This is a genomic window from Candidatus Microthrix subdominans, from assembly GCA_016719385.1.
Taxonomy (GTDB): Bacteria; Actinomycetota; Acidimicrobiia; order Acidimicrobiales; family Microtrichaceae; genus Microthrix; species Microthrix subdominans.
This window is the reverse complement of sequence record JADJZA010000001.1, coordinates 523,350-540,065: the sequence shown is the minus strand read 5'-3', so window position 1 is coordinate 540,065 and position 16,716 is coordinate 523,350. Positions and strand designations below refer to the sequence as shown.

The 16,716-nt window shown below is 62.7% G+C and carries 13 protein-coding genes and 1 pseudogene; 7 read left to right on the top strand and 7 right to left on the bottom strand.

Annotated features, from left to right (window positions below; translation table 11 throughout):
• Positions 1–94 precede the first annotated feature (94 nt).
• From IPN02_02550 to IPN02_02540, 3 genes are read left to right on the top strand one after another with little or no spacing between them, the layout of a single operon-like run.
• On the top strand, positions 95–916 hold the full coding sequence (locus IPN02_02550; protein ID MBK9295759.1) for a hypothetical protein: 822 nt from the start codon (positions 95–97) through the stop codon (positions 914–916).
• Positions 913–1,383: a nucleotidyl transferase AbiEii/AbiGii toxin family protein gene (locus tag IPN02_02545; GenBank protein ID MBK9295758.1), complete on the top strand. Its 471-nt coding sequence runs from the start codon at positions 913–915 to the stop codon at positions 1,381–1,383. Before IPN02_02550 ends, IPN02_02545 begins: the two co-directional genes overlap by 4 nt.
• Complete coding sequence (locus tag IPN02_02540) at positions 1,383–1,781, top strand: nucleotidyl transferase AbiEii/AbiGii toxin family protein (protein ID MBK9295757.1); 399 nt, start codon at positions 1,383–1,385, stop codon at positions 1,779–1,781. The genes IPN02_02545 and IPN02_02540 overlap by 1 nt, the downstream gene beginning before the upstream one ends.
• A gap of 83 nt (positions 1,782–1,864) precedes the next feature.
• On the opposite strand, the pseudogene IPN02_02535 reads toward IPN02_02540, so the two are convergent.
• Positions 1,865–2,518, bottom strand: a pseudogene (locus IPN02_02535) (thiolase domain-containing protein).
• 149 nt (positions 2,519–2,667) lie between these two features.
• On the opposite strand from IPN02_02535, the gene IPN02_02530 reads away from it, so the two are divergent.
• Positions 2,668–3,258: a cutinase family protein gene (locus IPN02_02530; protein MBK9295756.1), complete on the top strand. Its 591-nt coding sequence runs from the start codon at positions 2,668–2,670 to the stop codon at positions 3,256–3,258.
• Positions 3,259–3,281: 23 nt separating this feature from the next.
• On the top strand, positions 3,282–4,967 hold the full coding sequence (locus IPN02_02525; GenBank protein ID MBK9295755.1) for a VWA domain-containing protein: 1,686 nt from the start codon (positions 3,282–3,284) through the stop codon (positions 4,965–4,967).
• Between the two features lie 202 nt (positions 4,968–5,169).
• Here the strand turns inward: IPN02_02525 and IPN02_02520 are convergent, their stop codons facing one another.
• From IPN02_02520 to IPN02_02505, 4 genes are read right to left on the bottom strand one after another with little or no spacing between them, the layout of a single operon-like run.
• A complete protein-coding gene (locus tag IPN02_02520; GenBank protein MBK9295754.1) occupies positions 5,170–6,339 on the bottom strand; it encodes a thiolase domain-containing protein in 1,170 nt (389 codons plus the stop codon).
• Entirely contained in the window at positions 6,336–7,466 is a 1,131-nt protein-coding gene (locus IPN02_02515; protein MBK9295753.1) for a thiolase domain-containing protein, read from the bottom strand. Before IPN02_02515 ends, IPN02_02520 begins: the two co-directional genes overlap by 4 nt.
• A gap of 7 nt (positions 7,467–7,473) precedes the next feature.
• Positions 7,474–8,052, bottom strand: coding sequence for an OB-fold domain-containing protein (locus IPN02_02510; protein ID MBK9295752.1), 579 nt, complete (start codon positions 8,050–8,052; stop codon positions 7,474–7,476).
• On the bottom strand, positions 8,049–8,519 hold the full coding sequence (locus tag IPN02_02505; GenBank protein ID MBK9295751.1) for a Zn-ribbon domain-containing OB-fold protein: 471 nt from the start codon (positions 8,517–8,519) through the stop codon (positions 8,049–8,051). The genes IPN02_02510 and IPN02_02505 overlap by 4 nt, the downstream gene beginning before the upstream one ends.
• A gap of 726 nt (positions 8,520–9,245) precedes the next feature.
• Between IPN02_02505 and IPN02_02500 the strand changes: the two genes are divergently transcribed.
• Together IPN02_02500 and IPN02_02495 are read left to right on the top strand one after the other, a co-directional pair.
• Entirely contained in the window at positions 9,246–10,175 is a 930-nt protein-coding gene (locus IPN02_02500) for a hypothetical protein (GenBank protein ID MBK9295750.1), read from the top strand.
• Positions 10,175–10,804 (top strand): hypothetical protein, encoded by a 630-nt coding sequence (locus IPN02_02495; GenBank protein MBK9295749.1) that lies wholly within the window; start codon positions 10,175–10,177, stop codon positions 10,802–10,804. Before IPN02_02500 ends, IPN02_02495 begins: the two co-directional genes overlap by 1 nt.
• Before the next feature lie 232 nt (positions 10,805–11,036).
• Here IPN02_02495 and IPN02_02490 read toward each other — a convergent pair whose 3' ends face one another.
• Entirely contained in the window at positions 11,037–14,801 is a 3,765-nt protein-coding gene (locus IPN02_02490) for an AAA family ATPase (GenBank protein ID MBK9295748.1), read from the bottom strand.
• A 2-nt stretch (positions 14,802–14,803) separates the two neighbouring features.
• Positions 14,804–16,690, bottom strand: coding sequence for a UvrD-helicase domain-containing protein (locus IPN02_02485; GenBank protein ID MBK9295747.1), 1,887 nt, complete (start codon positions 16,688–16,690; stop codon positions 14,804–14,806).
• Positions 16,691–16,716 lie beyond the last annotated feature (26 nt).

Below are 16,716 nucleotides of genomic sequence, written 5' to 3'. Positions count from 1 at the left end.
GGGTCGAAAGCGATCACCAGGCCGACTAGTCAGTAGAGCACCACTTACGAGCTATATGAGTCGAAGGTGTGCTTGTAGTGACTAGAGTAACGATGTGCCCTCGATCGAGAGAAGCGTGCCACGTTCGGTTGCTCCGTTGCTCGAGGCGCTCGAGCTGGAACAGCCCACGCTGGTCACGCTGAGCCTTCTCGATGAGTTGATCGACCAGACCAAATCTTCGACCACTGCGGCCCACGGTGCTCGGATGCTTCGGGAGCGAGGCTGGCTGCTTCCACTGCGGTCACCGGGAGTATGGGAGTTCGCGCCCGGCGCAAGAGCCGGAGCATTTGGCGGTGGCGACCCCTTTATCGAGCTTCGAGCGCGACTCGCAACGCGACCATTCGACGGAGCAGTCGCGGCGGAGTCGGCCGCCTGGCTGCATGGGCTATCAACCCGTTCTCCGGATCCGCACGTCATCGGCGCGCCCCCGGAGGTGAACATCCCGAAGTCGCTCGACCATTTCCGGGTCGTGCGGTGGTCAGGTACGGAGACGTATGACGACCACGAAGGGCTTCCGGTCTGGTCGGTGTCGACGCTGCTGGCCTTCATGGGTGCACGACCTGAGCGTTACCGCGATTGGCCGAACGTGAGCGAATGGATCGCAGTAGCGGCGAAGCTGACGTCCGTCGAGGCGCTTCAAAACGAGCTGGCCGGACAGCCTCGGAGCGCCTGGGCTCGAATGAGCTACCTGCTGTCTATTGGTGAGCAGGACGAGATGGGCGAGGCGCTGTTCTCGGGGGCACCCCCTGGTGGCGGACCGTTCCACCTCGGTCCCCGGGACATGAAATCCAAGTTCTCGTCGCGTTTCGAGGTCATCGACCACATCTTTCCGACTTGGTGGTCGACCAAGGCAGCGGCCAAGCCGCCAACGGCATGAGGATCACCGAGGGCTACCTCTCCCAGCACTTCCAAGGTCGATCCGGCGGGCGCGATCCAGCACTGCTCGACATTGCTCAAGACCACGCTCTCGCTTTGCTCCACCAGCAAGGCGTGTTCGATCTCGATGTGGTGCTGAAAGGTGGGACCGCGCTGAGAAAGTGTCGGGCCGGGAATGCTGGCCGCTTCTCGACCGATCTGGACTTCGCCGTCGAGGACGAGGCAACGGCAGCGCTGGTACTCGACACGCTCGACGGTGCCGAGATCGACGGGTTTGGTTTGCTCTCCAGAACCGAGGCGGCAATCGACGAGCCGATCTCGTGGTTGACCACCCCGTTTGGTCGCCCGGGCATTGGCGCGAAGATCGACCTGTCGACTCGCGGGCTGTGGTTGCCGCCGGTCACAGCGCCACTCGTTCCGCTCCCGATTCACAAGCGTTACGACTTCGACCTACCGAGTACCCCGTAATGACACTCGAGGAGCAGATCGCCGAGAAGCTGGCCAGGTACCGCCGAACCAGTCTTGCCCGCGATCTCTACGACCTCGCCTGGTGCGCTGGGCGAACATTCGATGAGCCCCTCGTGCGCCGGATCTGGGTACTGAAGTGCTTTTTCGACATTGTCGATGATGGGCTCGGCGACAAGCCCGTCGCTGCGGCAGATGTGCTCGATGCGCGCGAGGAATCGTCGTTCACCGCTGAGCAGATCGGCTACCTCACCAAACCGGTCGACGTGGTCGGGTGGGTTCGCTCTATACGCCGACGGTTCGGCTTTCTCGGCAACATGGATGCCGAGGAAGCGGGCTGGGCCTCTGCCAATCCCGGTGACCGGTGGCATGCGCTTCAGGCGGTTGAGGTACTCGGGTAGGCCTCTGACAACGCCGCGCATCAGTTCGATTGGAGCGCTACGGGCGCAACACGAGCTGCTGACGTGACGGCGCCGCGGCGACGTCAGGGCTTGTCGGTGCCGACCACCCACATCGCAAAGAACTGTGTGGCACCGCCGTAAGCGTGACCCAGCGCACGGCGCACACCATCAACCTGATGATCCCCGGCCATGCCCCGCACCTGCATCGCCGCCTCACCAAAACGGATCATCCCCGACGCACCAATCGGGTTCGACGACAACACCCCACCCGAACAGTTCACCGGCAACTTCCCGTCCGGACCGGTCGCACCCGACTCGGTCAGCTTCCAACCCTCCCCCACCTCGGCAAACCCCAAGTTCTCCATCCACATCGGCTCATACCAACTAAACGGCACGTAACACTCGACCGCGTCGATCTCCTCGATCGGGTTCGTGATCCCCGCCTGGGCATACACATCGGCCACACAATCACGCCCGGCCTGCGGGTTCACCTGATCACGCCCCGCAGCCATCGCCGGCTCCGAACGCAACGCCATCCCCTGAATCCGCGCCGCCCCTCAGCCACCGCCGCATCAGCGGTCGCCTCGTCACCGAGCACCATCGCAAACGCACCATCCGACGACGGACACGTCTCCGAATAGCGGATCGGTCCCACAACATCAACGACTCACGCACCGAGTCATAGGTGACTTCCGACCTTCGTGCAGGTGCCCATACGGCTTATGCAACGCGTTCAGCCAGGTCGTCCGTGCGTCCTGCAAAGCGCCAGTGCTCGGGCGGAGGCCCGATTGACGGCCAGCGTACAACTGAATACTCTTCGCAGCCACACAATTGAACGGGGATCCTCATGTCACTACGACGCATCCAGCCAGGATTTGCCGCTGCTATGGCAGGGGTCCTTCTGACAGGCCTCGTAATCGGCCTCACCGGGCAGACCGCTCCGGCGTCTGCGGCCGAAGCAGATCCCGGCGCGGGCGAGTGGGCTCTAGATCGGCCGTGTACGAACGCAATCGTTCTCGGGGCGCGCGGAAGCGGTCAAAGCCTTGACGATCACTTCGGACTAGGGGCAGAGGTCTACGGCGTCTACGAAGGGTTGGCGAAGGCGCTGACCCCAAAGGGCCTCACAACCTCGTTTCTGCCGGTCCGCTACCCAGCCGTGCCAATGGAATATTGGTTGGGGGGGGATCCCAACATCCTCGATTCAGTCGACCAGGCAAGGACGGAAACTCGGGTTTGGGTAGCCGCCATTCACACGAAATGCCCCACTACGCGCATCGTACTGGCCGGCTACTCCCAGGGTGCTTGGGCGATCAAGGGGGGGCCGGGTTCGTACGCGGTTCCGACAAGGAGGCAATTGCCGCCCTTGTGCTACTTGCCGGACCCAACCTTCGACCCAGGTGGCGGTGGTCGGGTGCTCGGATTTCCAGAACCAGGGCGTGGCGGCATCGCCGGCAGGTCTTCTCCCCTGACTACATAAAGAACGCCACTTACAACTACTGCATGTATGCCGACCTTGTTTGCCAAAGCGACCGTGACGACGGCTTGTCGGCAGGCGACCTGGCCGACCTGGCACTCATAGGCGGTGTCGGGGTTCACAAGGAGAGCTATAAGCGGAGTTGGGTTGGACGACACGTCGGCTCGATGGTTGCCCGGGAGCAGTTCTCGTCGGAAAGTCCGGGTGGCGGGGGCACTCCGGACGTGTCTACCGCTCTGATCGTCGACTCGTCAGGATCGATGGGCTGGAACGACCCCGAAGATCGCAGACGCGACGCCGCACGGGCGTTTCTCGCTGCCTCCGACCCGACCGACGAGGTCGCCGTGATCGACTTCGATGGCTCCAGTCGCGTTGCTAGTCCTCCCGTACAAGTGGGATCGAACCGCCAAGCCTTGTATGACGCAATCGCGACGATCGATTCCGACGGGGGCACCGACCTTGGTGCGGGTCTCTCCGAGGGCTGCACCACTCTGGATGCGGCGCGTGGCTCCAAGCGGGCTGCCCTCTTCTTTACCGACGGTGACGGCTCCTACAACGACGAAGCTGCCTGCTTCGCGTCCAAGGGATGGAAGGTTTACACCTTCGGTTTGGGAACGGCGGTCGATGAAACGGTGCTCCAGGAGATAGCCGCTTCGACAGGCGGCTCATACCGCTCGTTGGACTCGGCTTTGAACCTGACCTGCGAATTCCAGCAGGTCCGAGCGGTTATTGGCGGTGGCACGGCTCAAGGGTGCACCCCTACCGCCACCATCATGCCTCGTCAGCTCATTTCTGAAGCCTTCGACGTGACGGAAAGGCTCCGCCAAATCACTTTCACCAATAGTTGGATCGGCAGTGATATCGAGATGCGGCTGACCGGGCCGTCGGGTAGGCAGATCCTCCGAGGAAACGAAGACTCGGACGTGACTTCTGACCGAGGTGCGTCCTACGAGACGGTGTCGGTGCTGTGGCCCGAGCCCGGCGAATGGACGGTTGAGTTCTACGGCCTTGACGTACCGCCCGAAGGAGAGCCGTTCACGTTCTCCACAGTGGAACTGAAGGATCCGAACGAGCCGCCGGTCGCCGCGTTTGAAGTGACACAGGGGGAGCCTGGAACCGTCATGGTTGATGGAAGCGGGTCGACCGATGAGTCTGAGGTGGTCGGCTACGAGTTCTTCTTTGCCGATGGCGCTGTCGCTGAAGGTCCACAAGCCACGCATAGCTACGAGGCTTCGGGCACCTACGAGATCGTGCTCATGGCGGTGGACGACGACCTCGGCACTTCGCTGGCGCGGCAGACCGTACAGGTTGAGGTACCCGAGGATCAGACCGGTACGTCCGGTGCGCCGACAACAACAACCCCGCCAGTTGTGACAGACCCGAACGCACCCTCTTCTGGCGATGATCCTGCTTCGTCAGCATCGACTACAGACCCGGTTCCCACGCCTGCGCCGACGGCCGCACCTAAACCAGTCGCTCCAGCGACGCGCCCCGGCCCAGCCAAGAATGAGGTCGCTGCTCCATCGCCACTTGGGACGTCGTCAACGCCGGCCGCAACAGTTGGCTCAAAGACTCAGCCGAATCAAACCGGGGGTCTCGCTGCCACAGGGGCACAGATCCGATTCATCTCGGCGCTCGCTGGGATGGCTTTAGTGCTCGGTGTAACCATGCTCCTGACCGCTCGGCGGAGGCGCCAAAATTCGGCCGAGTAGATGGCTGCCAGCCAGTTGATGACCTCCATGGGCTGGCAGGCGGCCGGGGGTTGACCTGGTTGCGCTCACTGAGACGGTCGATCTGGCACTCGTTGCGGAACCACTGCTGAATTCAGGACGATCGCGCCGGTCCTGACCGGCAGGATCGTCCCGAGTTCGGGTGTTATTGGGCTGGGTTGCTTGGCACGGTGCCGCTGCGCCGTCAGGGTTTGTCGGTGCCGACCACCCACATCGCAAAGAACTGTGTCGCACCGCCGTAGGCGTGACCCAGCGCCCGGCGCACACCATCAACCTGATGATCACCGGCCATGCCCCGCACCTGCATCGCCGCCTCACCAAAACGGATCATCCCCGACGCACCAATCGGATTGGACGACAACACCCCACCCGAACAGTTCACCGGCAACTTCCCATCCGGGCCGGTCGCACCCGACTCGGTCAGCTTCCAACCCTCCCCCACCTCAGCAAACCCCAGGTTCTCCATCCACATCGGCTCATACCAACTAAACGGCACGTAACACTCAACCGCGTCAATCTCCTCGATCGGGTTCGTGATCCCAGCCTGGGCGTACACGTCGGCCACACAATCACGCCCGGCCTGCGGGTTCACCTGATCACGCCCGGCCGCCATTGCCGGCTCCGAACGCAAGGCCATCCCCTGAATCCACGCCGGCTGACGCCCCTCAGCCGCCGCCGCATCAGCGGTCGCTTCATCACCGAGCACCATCGCAAACGCACCATCGGACGACGGACACGTCTCCGAATAGCGGATCGGATCCCACAACATCAGCGACTCGCGCACCGAGTCGTAGGTGATCTCCGGCTCGTGCAGGTGCGCATACGGGTTGCGCAGCGCGTTCAGCCGGTCCTTCACCGCCACCTGGATGCCAATATCGTCGGGCGCACCCGACCGGGCGATGTAGTTGCGGATGTAGGGGGCGAAGTAGCCGCCGGCACCCGCCACCAGCTGCTGCTGGAACGGGATCTGGAACGACAGCGCCCACATCGCCTCCGAGCAGCTCTGCATCTCCCAGGCCACGGTGAGCACCCGGCGGGCCACACCCGACTCGATGTGGTTGGCCGCCACGATGGCGGTCGAGCCGCCCACCGACCCGGCGGTATGCACCCGCAACAGCGGCTTGCCCACTGCGCCGATGGCGTCGGCCAGGGCGTACTCGGGCACCATGACGCCCTCGAAGAAGTCGGGCGCCTTGCCGACGACGATGGCGTCGATGTCGGCCATCGTCATGTGGGCGTCCTCGAGCGCCCGAAACACGGCCTCCCGCAACAGCCCGGCCAGCGACACGTCGCCCCGGGTGGAGGCGTACTTGGTCTGTCCGGTTCCGACGACGGCTACACGGTTGGAACTCATCGGCTGCCCTCCGGCTGGTTGGACGTACTGGACTGCCCAGCACTCGGCTGATCGGCGGACAGCACCGCCACCAGGTTGTGTTGCATCAGGTGTCCGCCGGTGGCGTGGGCCACGCCCCGGTTGGCCGACCCGTCGAAGATGCGGTTGGCCACCTCGCCGATTCGGATCATGCCGGCGGCCATCATCGGGTTGGCGGCCAGCGGCCCACCGGACGGGTTGACGACCACGTCGTCGGCCAGGCCCAGCTCGTTGCGCAGGATCGCCTCGTGGTGGGTGAAGCAGGTGTGCAGCTCGGCCACGTCGACCGGGCCGTCGCCAACGCCGGCGCCCTCGGCTGCCAGCCGGGCCGACGGGGCCCGGGTCAGGTCGCGCACGCCCAAAGCGTGGGCGTCGATGCGGTGGTCCAGCCCGGTGATCCAGGCGGGACGCGAGCACAGCTCGGCGGCCCGTTCGGGCGATGCCAACACGATGGCGGCGCCACCGTCGGTGATTGGCGCGCAGTCGTCGCGGCGCAGCGGGTTGGCCACGTAGTCGCCGGCCAGCACGTCCTCAGCGGAGCCGTCCCATGCCAGCTGGGCGTTGGGGTTGTTCCGGGCGCTGCGGCGGCTTCGGGCGGCCACCTTGGCCATCTCGGCCTCCGATGTCACCCCGGCCTCGATGCAGGCCCGGGCCTGTAGGGCGGCCAGCTCCACCGAGGTGGGCCACAGCGGGGCGGTGTAATAGGGCTCGCACATGCGGCTGAGCACCCGGGGCAGGTCGCCGGGGCTCGACTTGCCGTAGCCGTACACCAGGGCGGTGTCGGCGTGGCCCGAGCGGATCTTCAGGTACGCCTCGTACAGCGCCCAGGCGCCGTCCATCTCCACGTGGCTCTCGGCCACCGGCGGCCAGGCGCCGATGGCGTCCAGCGTCATCACAAAGCTGAACGCCTGCCCGGCCAGGTAGTCCGACGAGCCGGAGCAGTAGAAGTCGAAGCCGTGGTGGTCGAGGTCCACCTGGTCCATCACCTCGGCGATCACCGGTTGGATCAGCTCCACCTCGCTCAGCGTGTCCGCTGCACGCACGTGCTTGGTTTGGGCAAACCCGACGATGGCAACGTCGCGGCCTGCTGAAAAGTTCGAAGTAGTCACAGGCACCTCAGACGTGTTGGGCGTAGCTGGCAGGGTCGGCGTCTTCTTCGCCGTTGGGTCGCCACCACTTGATGTTCTCGAAGCTGGTGGCCAGGTCGTCGTCGTCCACCCACACCGCCTCCACCCGCATGCCGCTGTGGATCTGGTCGAAGGGGGTCTCCTGGATCAGCCCGTAGAGGGGCACGCCCGAGCCGTCGGGCAACACCAGGGCGGTCACGTACGGCAGGTCGTGGTCGCCGCCTGAGAACTGCACGTTCACCACGCAGTAGCTGGTGACCGTGCCCACATGGGCCAGCTCCACCTGCTCGCTGGCCGCCAGGCCGTTGGTGGGGATCACGCCGGTCGGCGGTGTGTACACCGTGCCCGACTCGGAGTCTCGCTCCCCCATCAGCCGCTTCTCGGCCATGCCTCGCAGAAAGCCCGATCGGGCGGTGCCCGGCGTGTAGCTGTAGGTCAGCGACGCCGGCGTGCGGATGCTGGCCACCGTCTCGGTGTCGGCCAGCACGTCGATCGCCGTCGTGTCGATGTCCGGCTGGATCCACAGGCCGTCGGGCAGGGTGGAGATGGTTCGATCGTCGCCACTCATGACGAAGCCTCCGTCGGCTCATCGGAATCCAGGGCGAAGTGGAAGTCAGTGATGGCGCCGGTGCGCTCCTCGGACCACACCACCCGGACCCGCTGCCCCACCGACACGTCGTCGGGGGAGGCAACGTCCAAGGCGTGCAGCATCGGGGTATCGGCGCCGTCCAGCCGCACCAACGCCCAGGCGAACGGCTGATCGAACGGCTGGCCCTCCCGGGGTTCGGTCACCCACGTCCACGATTCGACCGTGCCGGTGTCGCCCACCAGCACCAGCTCGGTCAGCGGCTCGGCGCTCACCGGGTCGTATTCCTGGGGCGGACAGATCACCGAACCATCGGCGGCCTTGATGCCCAACAGGCGACCTTCCCGCAGTGCGGTGAAGAACGCCCCAATCACCGGCCCCGTCGTCCGCCGAAACGGATATTCGATCACCAGCGGTGCACGCAGCACCTCGTCAGTCGTCGCTGCCATGTTCCCCCTTGGTTGATGCACGGCCAAACAAGCCGTCGCCGACCACCAGCGCCGGAGCGATCCGGCCGAGACTGCGCAATACTAGACCACGCTGTAGCTGGCCGGTGAAGCTGAAAGACCAGCAGAGCGATCCAATATCTCGGATAGTTCGAGCACTGCTACAAAGACCTCTACAGAAGGTGTTTAACCTCCAAGGGCAGCCCGGGTGGCCTGCGATAGGGCTGGGTCGTTGCCCTCAAGACCACAACATTGAGGCAGCCTTCGCCCGGCTTCCGCAATCCGACAGTGATGTCACCGACCGTCGCCGGAAAGAGCTCACCGCTGCACCCGTACGAAAGTTCGATTTGGAGAGCGCAGCGTGCGTCGGATCCGTCCTTATCCATGCAAACGGTCGGCTGCGCCAATTATCGGCCTCGATCTCGACCAGGTTCTCCGTGATGCATGGTCGACATCGCTGCGTACCGCCCGCGCAGCTACTTAAGCAGGAGGCACCTGAACATTGAACACTATCCCACTCATTGCAAGTCAGCCTGAGCGCCCGCCCTTCCCTGGGCCCAACTCTCCCCCTACCGTCCCGGAGTGGTCCTCGTCTTGCCGATCGGTCCAGATTTACCTCGACATACGAGTTCTAATCGTCTTAACTGATCAACAAGTTCAGAAACCCAACGTTCATCGGTCGCCAACGCCGTCGGTCGGAACCACCGGTCGAATTTGGCGCCGTGCGGGTTGACCCTTGAGTTCGACGCCACCCCGGTGGCGACCCCCAAAGGAGGCGTTCCCTTGGCTACAGCACCAGAACCTGGCGAGCCGGTCTCGGAGGAAGAACACCGTCGTAGGGTCTCTGCTGGCTTCGTCCTATTTGCCAGCCAACTGGCCGGTGCGCTCCAAGCGGCTCGGAACGCCTTCGGCCACGACCTCGCTCGTGGCGAGTATCTGGAGGGGATACTGAAAAGCGCACTGCGCGACATACTGCCGACAGGTTACAACCTCTTCAGCGGCCAGATCATCAGCACGACGTCGATCAGCCGTCAGCAGGATCTCGTAGTCGTGGATTCGAAGAACGTATCGTCGCTTCTACGCTCCGAAGACCTCGGGATAGTTCCGATCGAGTCTGTCTCAGGAACGATCGAGGTCAAAACCTCGCTTACAAAAAAAACCGTCGAGGAGGCCGTTCGCAATGTCGAGTCAGTAAAGGCACTAGTCAAGGATCGCCCACCCACTGCTACCGGCACCCCAGCAATGCCGTTCGGGGGCGTGGTCGGATACGCCTCGCGGCCACAGTTTCTTTCGATTGCGCAGTCATACGTAAACGCATGTAGACACATTCCGAACCGAGACCACCGGCCGGACGCTCTGTTCGTACTCGGTGGTGGCACCGTTATGCCGGGACGTAGGGTGGGGGACGATAATGCTTCATCAATTGCCCTCTGCTATTGGAACGATTTTGAGGCAGAAAGCCAACTCGTCTTCGCGGAGGAGGACGAGGACGATGCTGATGACAACACGCGACCAACGGCGATATTTATTCATCGACTTACGCAACACCTAACAGCCTACACGCCGCCGCCGATTGATATCACCAAGTATGGCAAAGTTGGACGCGGCGACTGGAATTTCCGTCTGTTCGAGCCTCTCCCCACCTCCAAGGAGCACTAATGGAATACGCTCCGAAAGAATCTGCGTCGCATCTGTCTGGACTGCTCCCACCTACGCCGGCGACTAGCCCCAGAGCAGTCGTGGCGACCTCGGGGTTCGGCATCGCTTGGGCGGCCGCGATCGGCTACGTGCTTGGAGGTCCTCACGACGGCTACATCTCCATGTTCACCGCGGTCATCGCCATCACCGTCAGCCTAATACTCGGTATCGCGCTCGGATATCTGATGCAAAGCGTTCGGGCGAACCAATTCAAGACTGATAACGCCCAGCTCGCAGCGGACAGGTGCGAACACAACTTAGAGGCGCAATTGAAACTACTTTCAAGCTCCTGCGGGTCTAAAGAGTTGAACTCGATCGCCCGATCACACGCTCTCGCCCTCGAAACCGACCTGGCGAGCGTGGGGCTGGGCTGGCTAGCAGGCCACCTGGCAGACGCCGTCGACCCTATGGGTGCCCGTGACGCGCCCCCTTACAGCTCACTAGATCCGGAGCTCATTTTCCGATACACACAGGACCTTCTCAGCGCCGGACCGTCATGCTCATCGATCATCGGCAGACTAGCCCGTCCCGAAGGGGACGGCGAGATTACCCGTGCGTTTGATCGGCCTACTCATTTGAAGCCTGAATAGTCGGTCCAGTAATTATGCGGGCCATGGTTGATAAGAATTGCGTGAGGTGAGGGGAACACGTAACGAGGCTTTAATGCCCGGCTCCTAGCAGGGCGACCTCACCTGGCGAACTGCCGCCATCAACCAAGTACGTCACCACAGGCTCAACCATCGAGCAACCAAGAACGGACCACCCCGCATTGGTCACCCAAGTGAGGTGCTCCAGTTCGCTGAGCAAAGTTGCGCCACCGCTTCATCCGATCTCTTGCACTTTGGTCTGCACATCGGAAGAGTCGATCCCGCCTCGTTCGTCATCAGTCGTGACGAGCAAGGTAGCGACATCCCCACCCCCTTCCTTCACACCACTCGATGCATACCAGGCCCTCTTACGCTCCCAGGCTTGGGCATACTCCGGGTTCGACAACAGACCCAGGTGCTCCCAGATATAGGTTTCACCCGTGGCCGCATCCTCGATCGTAAAGTCGGGAAGCCGGATGGTGTCGTCATGACCGCGGAACTGCTTCTCGTAGGCGAACTCGACGCCATCAGCCGAAAGCGCGTTCGCAACGATCACTTCGCTCTTCGATCTCACCAGCGTTCCGTTGGAGGTCCGATGAATCAGGTTTGCTTCGAGGAATCGACCGCCCCCGACATCCTGTGGCTGTGGGTCGCGGAACAGGTTCGTGTACCGCTGCGCAGTCACCGAATGATCAACCGAGGAGTAGGAGAGGAGGTCGTTCAGCGGTCCTTGGTGGAGCACTACAACACGTTTGGTTTGTCTGGTCAGTGCCGTGTAGAGGAGTTCCCTTGACAGCAGACGGCACGGATTTGGCACGATCAGGAAGGTCGTGCCGAACTCCGAACCCTGCGACTTGTGAACTGTGATCGCGTAGGCCAGTTCAAGTATCGGATCACCGCCGTCCTTTGGAAGGTACCTGGCCCCATAGCCGTACTCGGCGCCGAGCTGTGTTGAGAACTCGACCTTGAGGCGTGTGACCTTGAACTTCTGACCGCGACGCTTGAACTGCCCGACGACCATCCCGATCTCGCCATTGGCGACGAACTCGGCCGGCCCCGTGAATGGGCTCCCCTCAGCGAACTCCTCCGGGTACACGTCCTTGTGCCGGTGGTTCCGGTTGTTCATGACCTTGTCGCCGTAGACGATTCCTTCCGGGCCCATGGGCTTGGGCACTTTTCGCCCGTATTTAACGAATGCCTGCGCTGTCTCGATCAAGTCGGCTCGGAAATGTCGGTGGATCGACCGATTCAATTCGGTCACGCCTGCCCCCGTAGCATGAATCGGACTGAGGATCTGCCAGTTTTCGCACTTCGCACCCGCTCCTTCGCTGTTCGGACGGCTGTTGTTGAAGTACACGTAATCGCCGCTGATGACTCCACCGAGCGAAGCGCCAAAACCGGTCTGATCATCGACGTCCGAAATCTCATCGATCTCGTCAACGAGCAGCTCCTGGAGCCGTTCGAAGACGTCTGTCGACGAGTCCCATTGCTCGAATCGAAGTGTTTCGCTGGGGCTTCCAGACAGGACTTGCCCCCATGCTTCCTCGGCGAGGGCACTCGGAGCCTCTCCGCCGAACCATTGCGCCAGTGCTAGATCGTGACGGTATTCCTCCGGGTCTGCCCCAGGACGCTGCCGCCGGAGAATCGTCAGTTCGGCGAACGACGGGCCAACCTTCGGGAAGGGCGATATAACACCGTCCTTCAGGAACTCGACGATGTCGACGAACGGGCGGCCCGCGCCGATCGGGGGGAGCTGTCGCGGGTCACCGACGAGGATCAGCCGCTCGATCTGGCTGACGTTGTCCAGTACAGCGTCGAGCTGCTCCTCCGTCAGCATCGAAGCTTCGTCGATGACGACTGTCCCCCCAGTGACCGCCGGGGGTTCCTTTGATCGACAGTACCGAGCGGTAGCGGGGTCATAGCGGCCGGTCGGCACCAGGAATTGGGCGATCGTCCGGGCCCGAATACCGGTCAGACCCCCAAGCCCCCGCTCGAGCTGGACCCGAGCCTTGCCAGTTGGAGCAAGCAGCGTGACACCGGCGCCTTGGATCGATGGCTGCGTGCACAACGCTGCCAGCAAGGTTGTTTTGCCCGTGCCCGCTGCGCCGACCACCACCGAGAATCGCGCCGCAGCCATCTCCTCCAGAGCCGCTGCCTTCTCCTGACGGGCAAGTGTCTCCACCTCGTCAGGCACCGACGTGGATTGGAGCACGTCCTCCAATACTGCGCCCCAGTCGGCTTGAACTTGGTGGCGCTTTTTTGCTGTCGCCCTCTTTCGAACCTCGGTGCCAATTCGCGTGCGGGCGGCAGCAAGACGGTCGAGCTGGTAGCCCGGGCGGCCGTCAAACATCTTGGCGGTCTGAACAGTCGGTGAGAGATCGCTTTCGACAGCGGCCAGGGAATCCCCGTCGACAGGACACGGCGGCTCGACCGGCATCGATCGAACGGTCCTGATGATTTGGTCCTGTGGCAACAGCGTGTGACCGTCATTTGCCGAATCCTCGAGGGCCGAGACAAGCAGGGCACGAACACGTCGGGGATCCTGCCCCTCGGTCATTGCCGACGGCGCTGCCATGGGAAACGCCGACGTCACCGCTGGTGCTGGGAACGAGCCGCGATCGACGACAGTCACTGGCGTCGCATCGCGATTGACTCGGTCAGTTTCGTAGATCAGGTAGGGATTCTCGACCAGCTCAGCGTCAGCGAGATCAATACCGGCCTGGTGACGTTCCTCGGGCACGTAGAAGCGCGTGGCCTGGGCAGACGAAAGATCGAACCTTGCGAGCAGGTGCAGCAAAGCTCGACGTTCACTGGGTAGTTCCGCCAGCTTCTTTGCCATCGTCGGACCAACACGACCGACCCACTCCTCACCGACTGATGACGGGTCGTCGAGCGCAGCTTGGACGGCTGGCCATGGATCGTCTTCTTCGGAAAGGCCGTCGGCCACTCGAAACGCCAGCAAGTGCCCGTGGTTCACGCCGAACGCCGACAATGCCGAGCCGAGCCCCGGAAATGCTCCGCGGAGCTTCCAGAGCTCACCTAGCCGTTCCTGCGACCAACGGATCTCGGCTGCATAGCTGTTGCCAAGCGAATCTTGCGCCCGCTGCAGCCCTTCGATGATGGCGAGTAGCGATGCGATCGCATGATCGTGGGAGACGTGCTCCGAGCCGTAGGAGAACTGCTCGAATGCTTCGTTTGGAGCGAATACGACCACATCTTCAGGATCGTAGGAGGGGTCTGCGGCCGCCCGTTCCATCGCCTCGTGATACGGAAGCAGGAACCCGCCGTCAACTACATCGGGACGGATCGAATGATGAACGACGCGCTCCCAGATCATCGACCGCGTTGGGTGCCCCTCGCCGAGGTCGTAGTCGTACTCGATTGCCGGTCCATACTTAGTGACCCAACCGACGCCGACGAGAACCCGTCCAGCCTGCTCGGTATGAGGTACCTCCTTGGCGTAGAAGAACGCCAAGGAGCGCTGGGGTTCGATCGCAGAGAAGAACGCATCGAGCATCCGAGTTTGGTTGTTGACGTCCTGCACCCACGACGAGCCGAACTGCATGAGGTCCCGGACAGCCATCTCGGCATCATCGTGGAAGACGAGGTCGAGGGAATCAGCGATCTCAACGGCCTCGTTGCGCAGCATCCACTTGAATGGGACGGCTCCCGCTGTGAATGCGGGGAGTTCGATGGGCGTTGGTCGATAGTGCTTGTGCACCGACGAACTCTTGCTGTACGGGTGTTGGAACGTTCTCGTGATTGGAAAATCAGCCATGAACGTCGCCCGTTCGGCGACACACGGCGGCACCTCGAATTGATTGAGCTCGTCGATTCTGCGGCCTGAGACCTTGACCTCAACCTCATCATTGCGGCGCTCGTGAATATTGCCGAGCCGCAGGCAGGAGCCGTTGTTCACTGGGTCGTTACAGACGGTGCCGTTCCAGGCTGCGTCATGCCACGGCACGCGAATCGAGAGATGGCGGAGCGGAAGGTTCATAGTCACTGTCCTGGAAGCAGGGTGCTCGGGGTTCCGGATGAGGTCACGATGAGTTCGTCCCGAGCGCGGGTACAGGCGACGTAAAGGAGGCAGCGTTCTCGAAGAATGTCGATGTCGTGTTGTGCCTCGTCAACACCGACAGCTGTGATCGCCAGGGGGAACGGCAGGTTGTCGGCGTTGGCGGCCACGACGGCGAGACGTGCAAATTCCAGCCCCTTGCAGGAGTGCATCGTCGCCGTTCGGACCCCTGGCTTCTTCGTGTCGCTACCGATCTCCGACCAGCGGATATCAGCGTCATCCATTGCTGCCTGCACGGCACGCAGATCATCTCGGGTGCGAGCCGTAACGCCAATGGCGGCGTGGGCGACTCCCTCATCGAGCCACTCTCGGATTTGTGCGGCAACGAACTCTGCCTCCTCTGCCGGTGTGGCGAACTTCTGGATCGTCGGTGCGGGTCCATCGAACGCAGAGCGATAACCAACCTGTGGCTCGAGGTTGCCGTCGAGGTCGTCGATGTCTTGGCCGGTGAGGATGCCAGGCGTCCAACCGAGGATCTGCTGCGACGTCCGATAGTTGATCTTGAGTCGGCGCGACTTCCCCCTTGTGTCGATCCCGAGGCTCAGCAGGCTGACTCGGTAATCGTAGATGCGCTGATGGGCGTCGCCGGCAATGAAGAGGTCGTTCGGTCCGGCCGCAACTGCCTCGCGGAGGAGACGCCATTGAGCCGGGTGCAGATCCTGTGCTTCGTCGACGACGACGTGCACATACGGATGTCCAGAACGTGCGGCGAGTAGATCCGCCGCTTGGTCGGCGATCTGGAGAAATGTGGCCTGGCCCTTGTCTTGCAGATCACTGAGCATCCGTTCGAGTGCTGACCAGACTGCTTTTCGTGCGGGTCGGGTCAGCCGGCCGCCGCGACCGGGTCGTGGGCTCGTGCCGTAGTCGGCGAGACTTGTGAGCCGACGGGCGAGAATGACCTGTTCCCATTCGGTGATCAAGTACCGACCATCCAGACCGAAGTCATCCAGGCCGCTCATGTTGGCGGCCTGGTCGGCTAGATCCTGAAGCCTGTCCGTCTGAACGACCCGCACGCGGGTCTTCGAGACGGAAAGGGCCTTTCGTGCGAACGAGTCTACGGTCGACACTTGGATTCGGCGGTACTGCTCGGGGCTGCAGAACCCGCGGAGCGTCCGGTCGAGGTTGTCGGTGAGGCTGTTTGTATAGGTCGCTAACAGGACACGACCGTTCGAGTCGTCGGCGTCGATCAGCTGTTGGGCAAGGAAGCGCGCCCGGTGGATAGCGACGACCGTCTTGCCCGTACCGGCGCCGCCAGTCACCTTGGCGGGCCCTGGATACGAGGGGCGATACGCAAGGGCGCGCTGTGCCGGATGCAGGAAGGTTCGCCAGGCCTCAAAATCGCCGGACAGGAGCCCAACAAGTTCCTCGTCACTGGTCGTGACGACGAATGCCGACTTGGTGCCCGGCTGTTCGAGCGCAACGTCGATGTCTTCGGGATCGACCGGATCACCCGTGAGGTCGTAGTCCTGAGAGAGCGCCTCCCAGACCTCATCGGTGGTCTTACCGTCGGCAAGCATAAGCACGGCGTCGCTTTGCGCTGGCGGGAGATAGTTAGCGATGGCGTAGAGCTCAGCTTCGTCAACAATTCGACGGAGCACGGAGATCAGTTCCTCATCGATGCCGACGGCAGCGAATTCGCGATCGCGCCTCTCAGCGAAAAGGCTCGGGGCATTGACCGGCTCCGAGGCCGTGACCGCCTCCACCCGGGCAGCAACGGTAGGGATGTCGAGGATCTCGACGAGACCGGTGACGGGGTTGATCGCGAGCTTCTGCTTCTCCGCCCATTCGTATGCGTCATCGTGTGGAAGCACACGGAGGAGCGCGTACTTACCACCCC

What these genes read in the sequence shown, in the direction of transcription:
- IPN02_02545 (MBK9295758.1), top strand. Translation starts at nt 913, where the DNA reads ATGAGGATCACCGAGGGCTACCTCTCCCAGCACTTCCAAGGTCGATCC.
- IPN02_02540 (MBK9295757.1), top strand. Translation starts at nt 1,383, where the DNA reads ATGACACTCGAGGAGCAGATCGCCGAGAAGCTGGCCAGGTACCGCCGA.
- IPN02_02530 (MBK9295756.1), top strand. Translation starts at nt 2,668, where the DNA reads ATGGCAGGGGTCCTTCTGACAGGCCTCGTAATCGGCCTCACCGGGCAG.
- IPN02_02525 (MBK9295755.1), top strand. Translation starts at nt 3,282, where the DNA reads ATGTATGCCGACCTTGTTTGCCAAAGCGACCGTGACGACGGCTTGTCG.
- IPN02_02520 (MBK9295754.1), bottom strand. Translation starts at nt 6,339, where the DNA reads ATGAGTTCCAACCGTGTAGCCGTCGTCGGAACCGGACAGACCAAGTAC.
- IPN02_02510 (MBK9295752.1), bottom strand. Translation starts at nt 8,052, where the DNA reads ATGAGTGGCGACGATCGAACCATCTCCACCCTGCCCGACGGCCTGTGG.
- IPN02_02505 (MBK9295751.1), bottom strand. Translation starts at nt 8,519, where the DNA reads ATGGCAGCGACGACTGACGAGGTGCTGCGTGCACCGCTGGTGATCGAA.
- IPN02_02495 (MBK9295749.1), top strand. Translation starts at nt 10,175, where the DNA reads ATGGAATACGCTCCGAAAGAATCTGCGTCGCATCTGTCTGGACTGCTC.
- IPN02_02490 (MBK9295748.1), bottom strand. Translation starts at nt 14,801, where the DNA reads ATGAACCTTCCGCTCCGCCATCTCTCGATTCGCGTGCCGTGGCATGAC.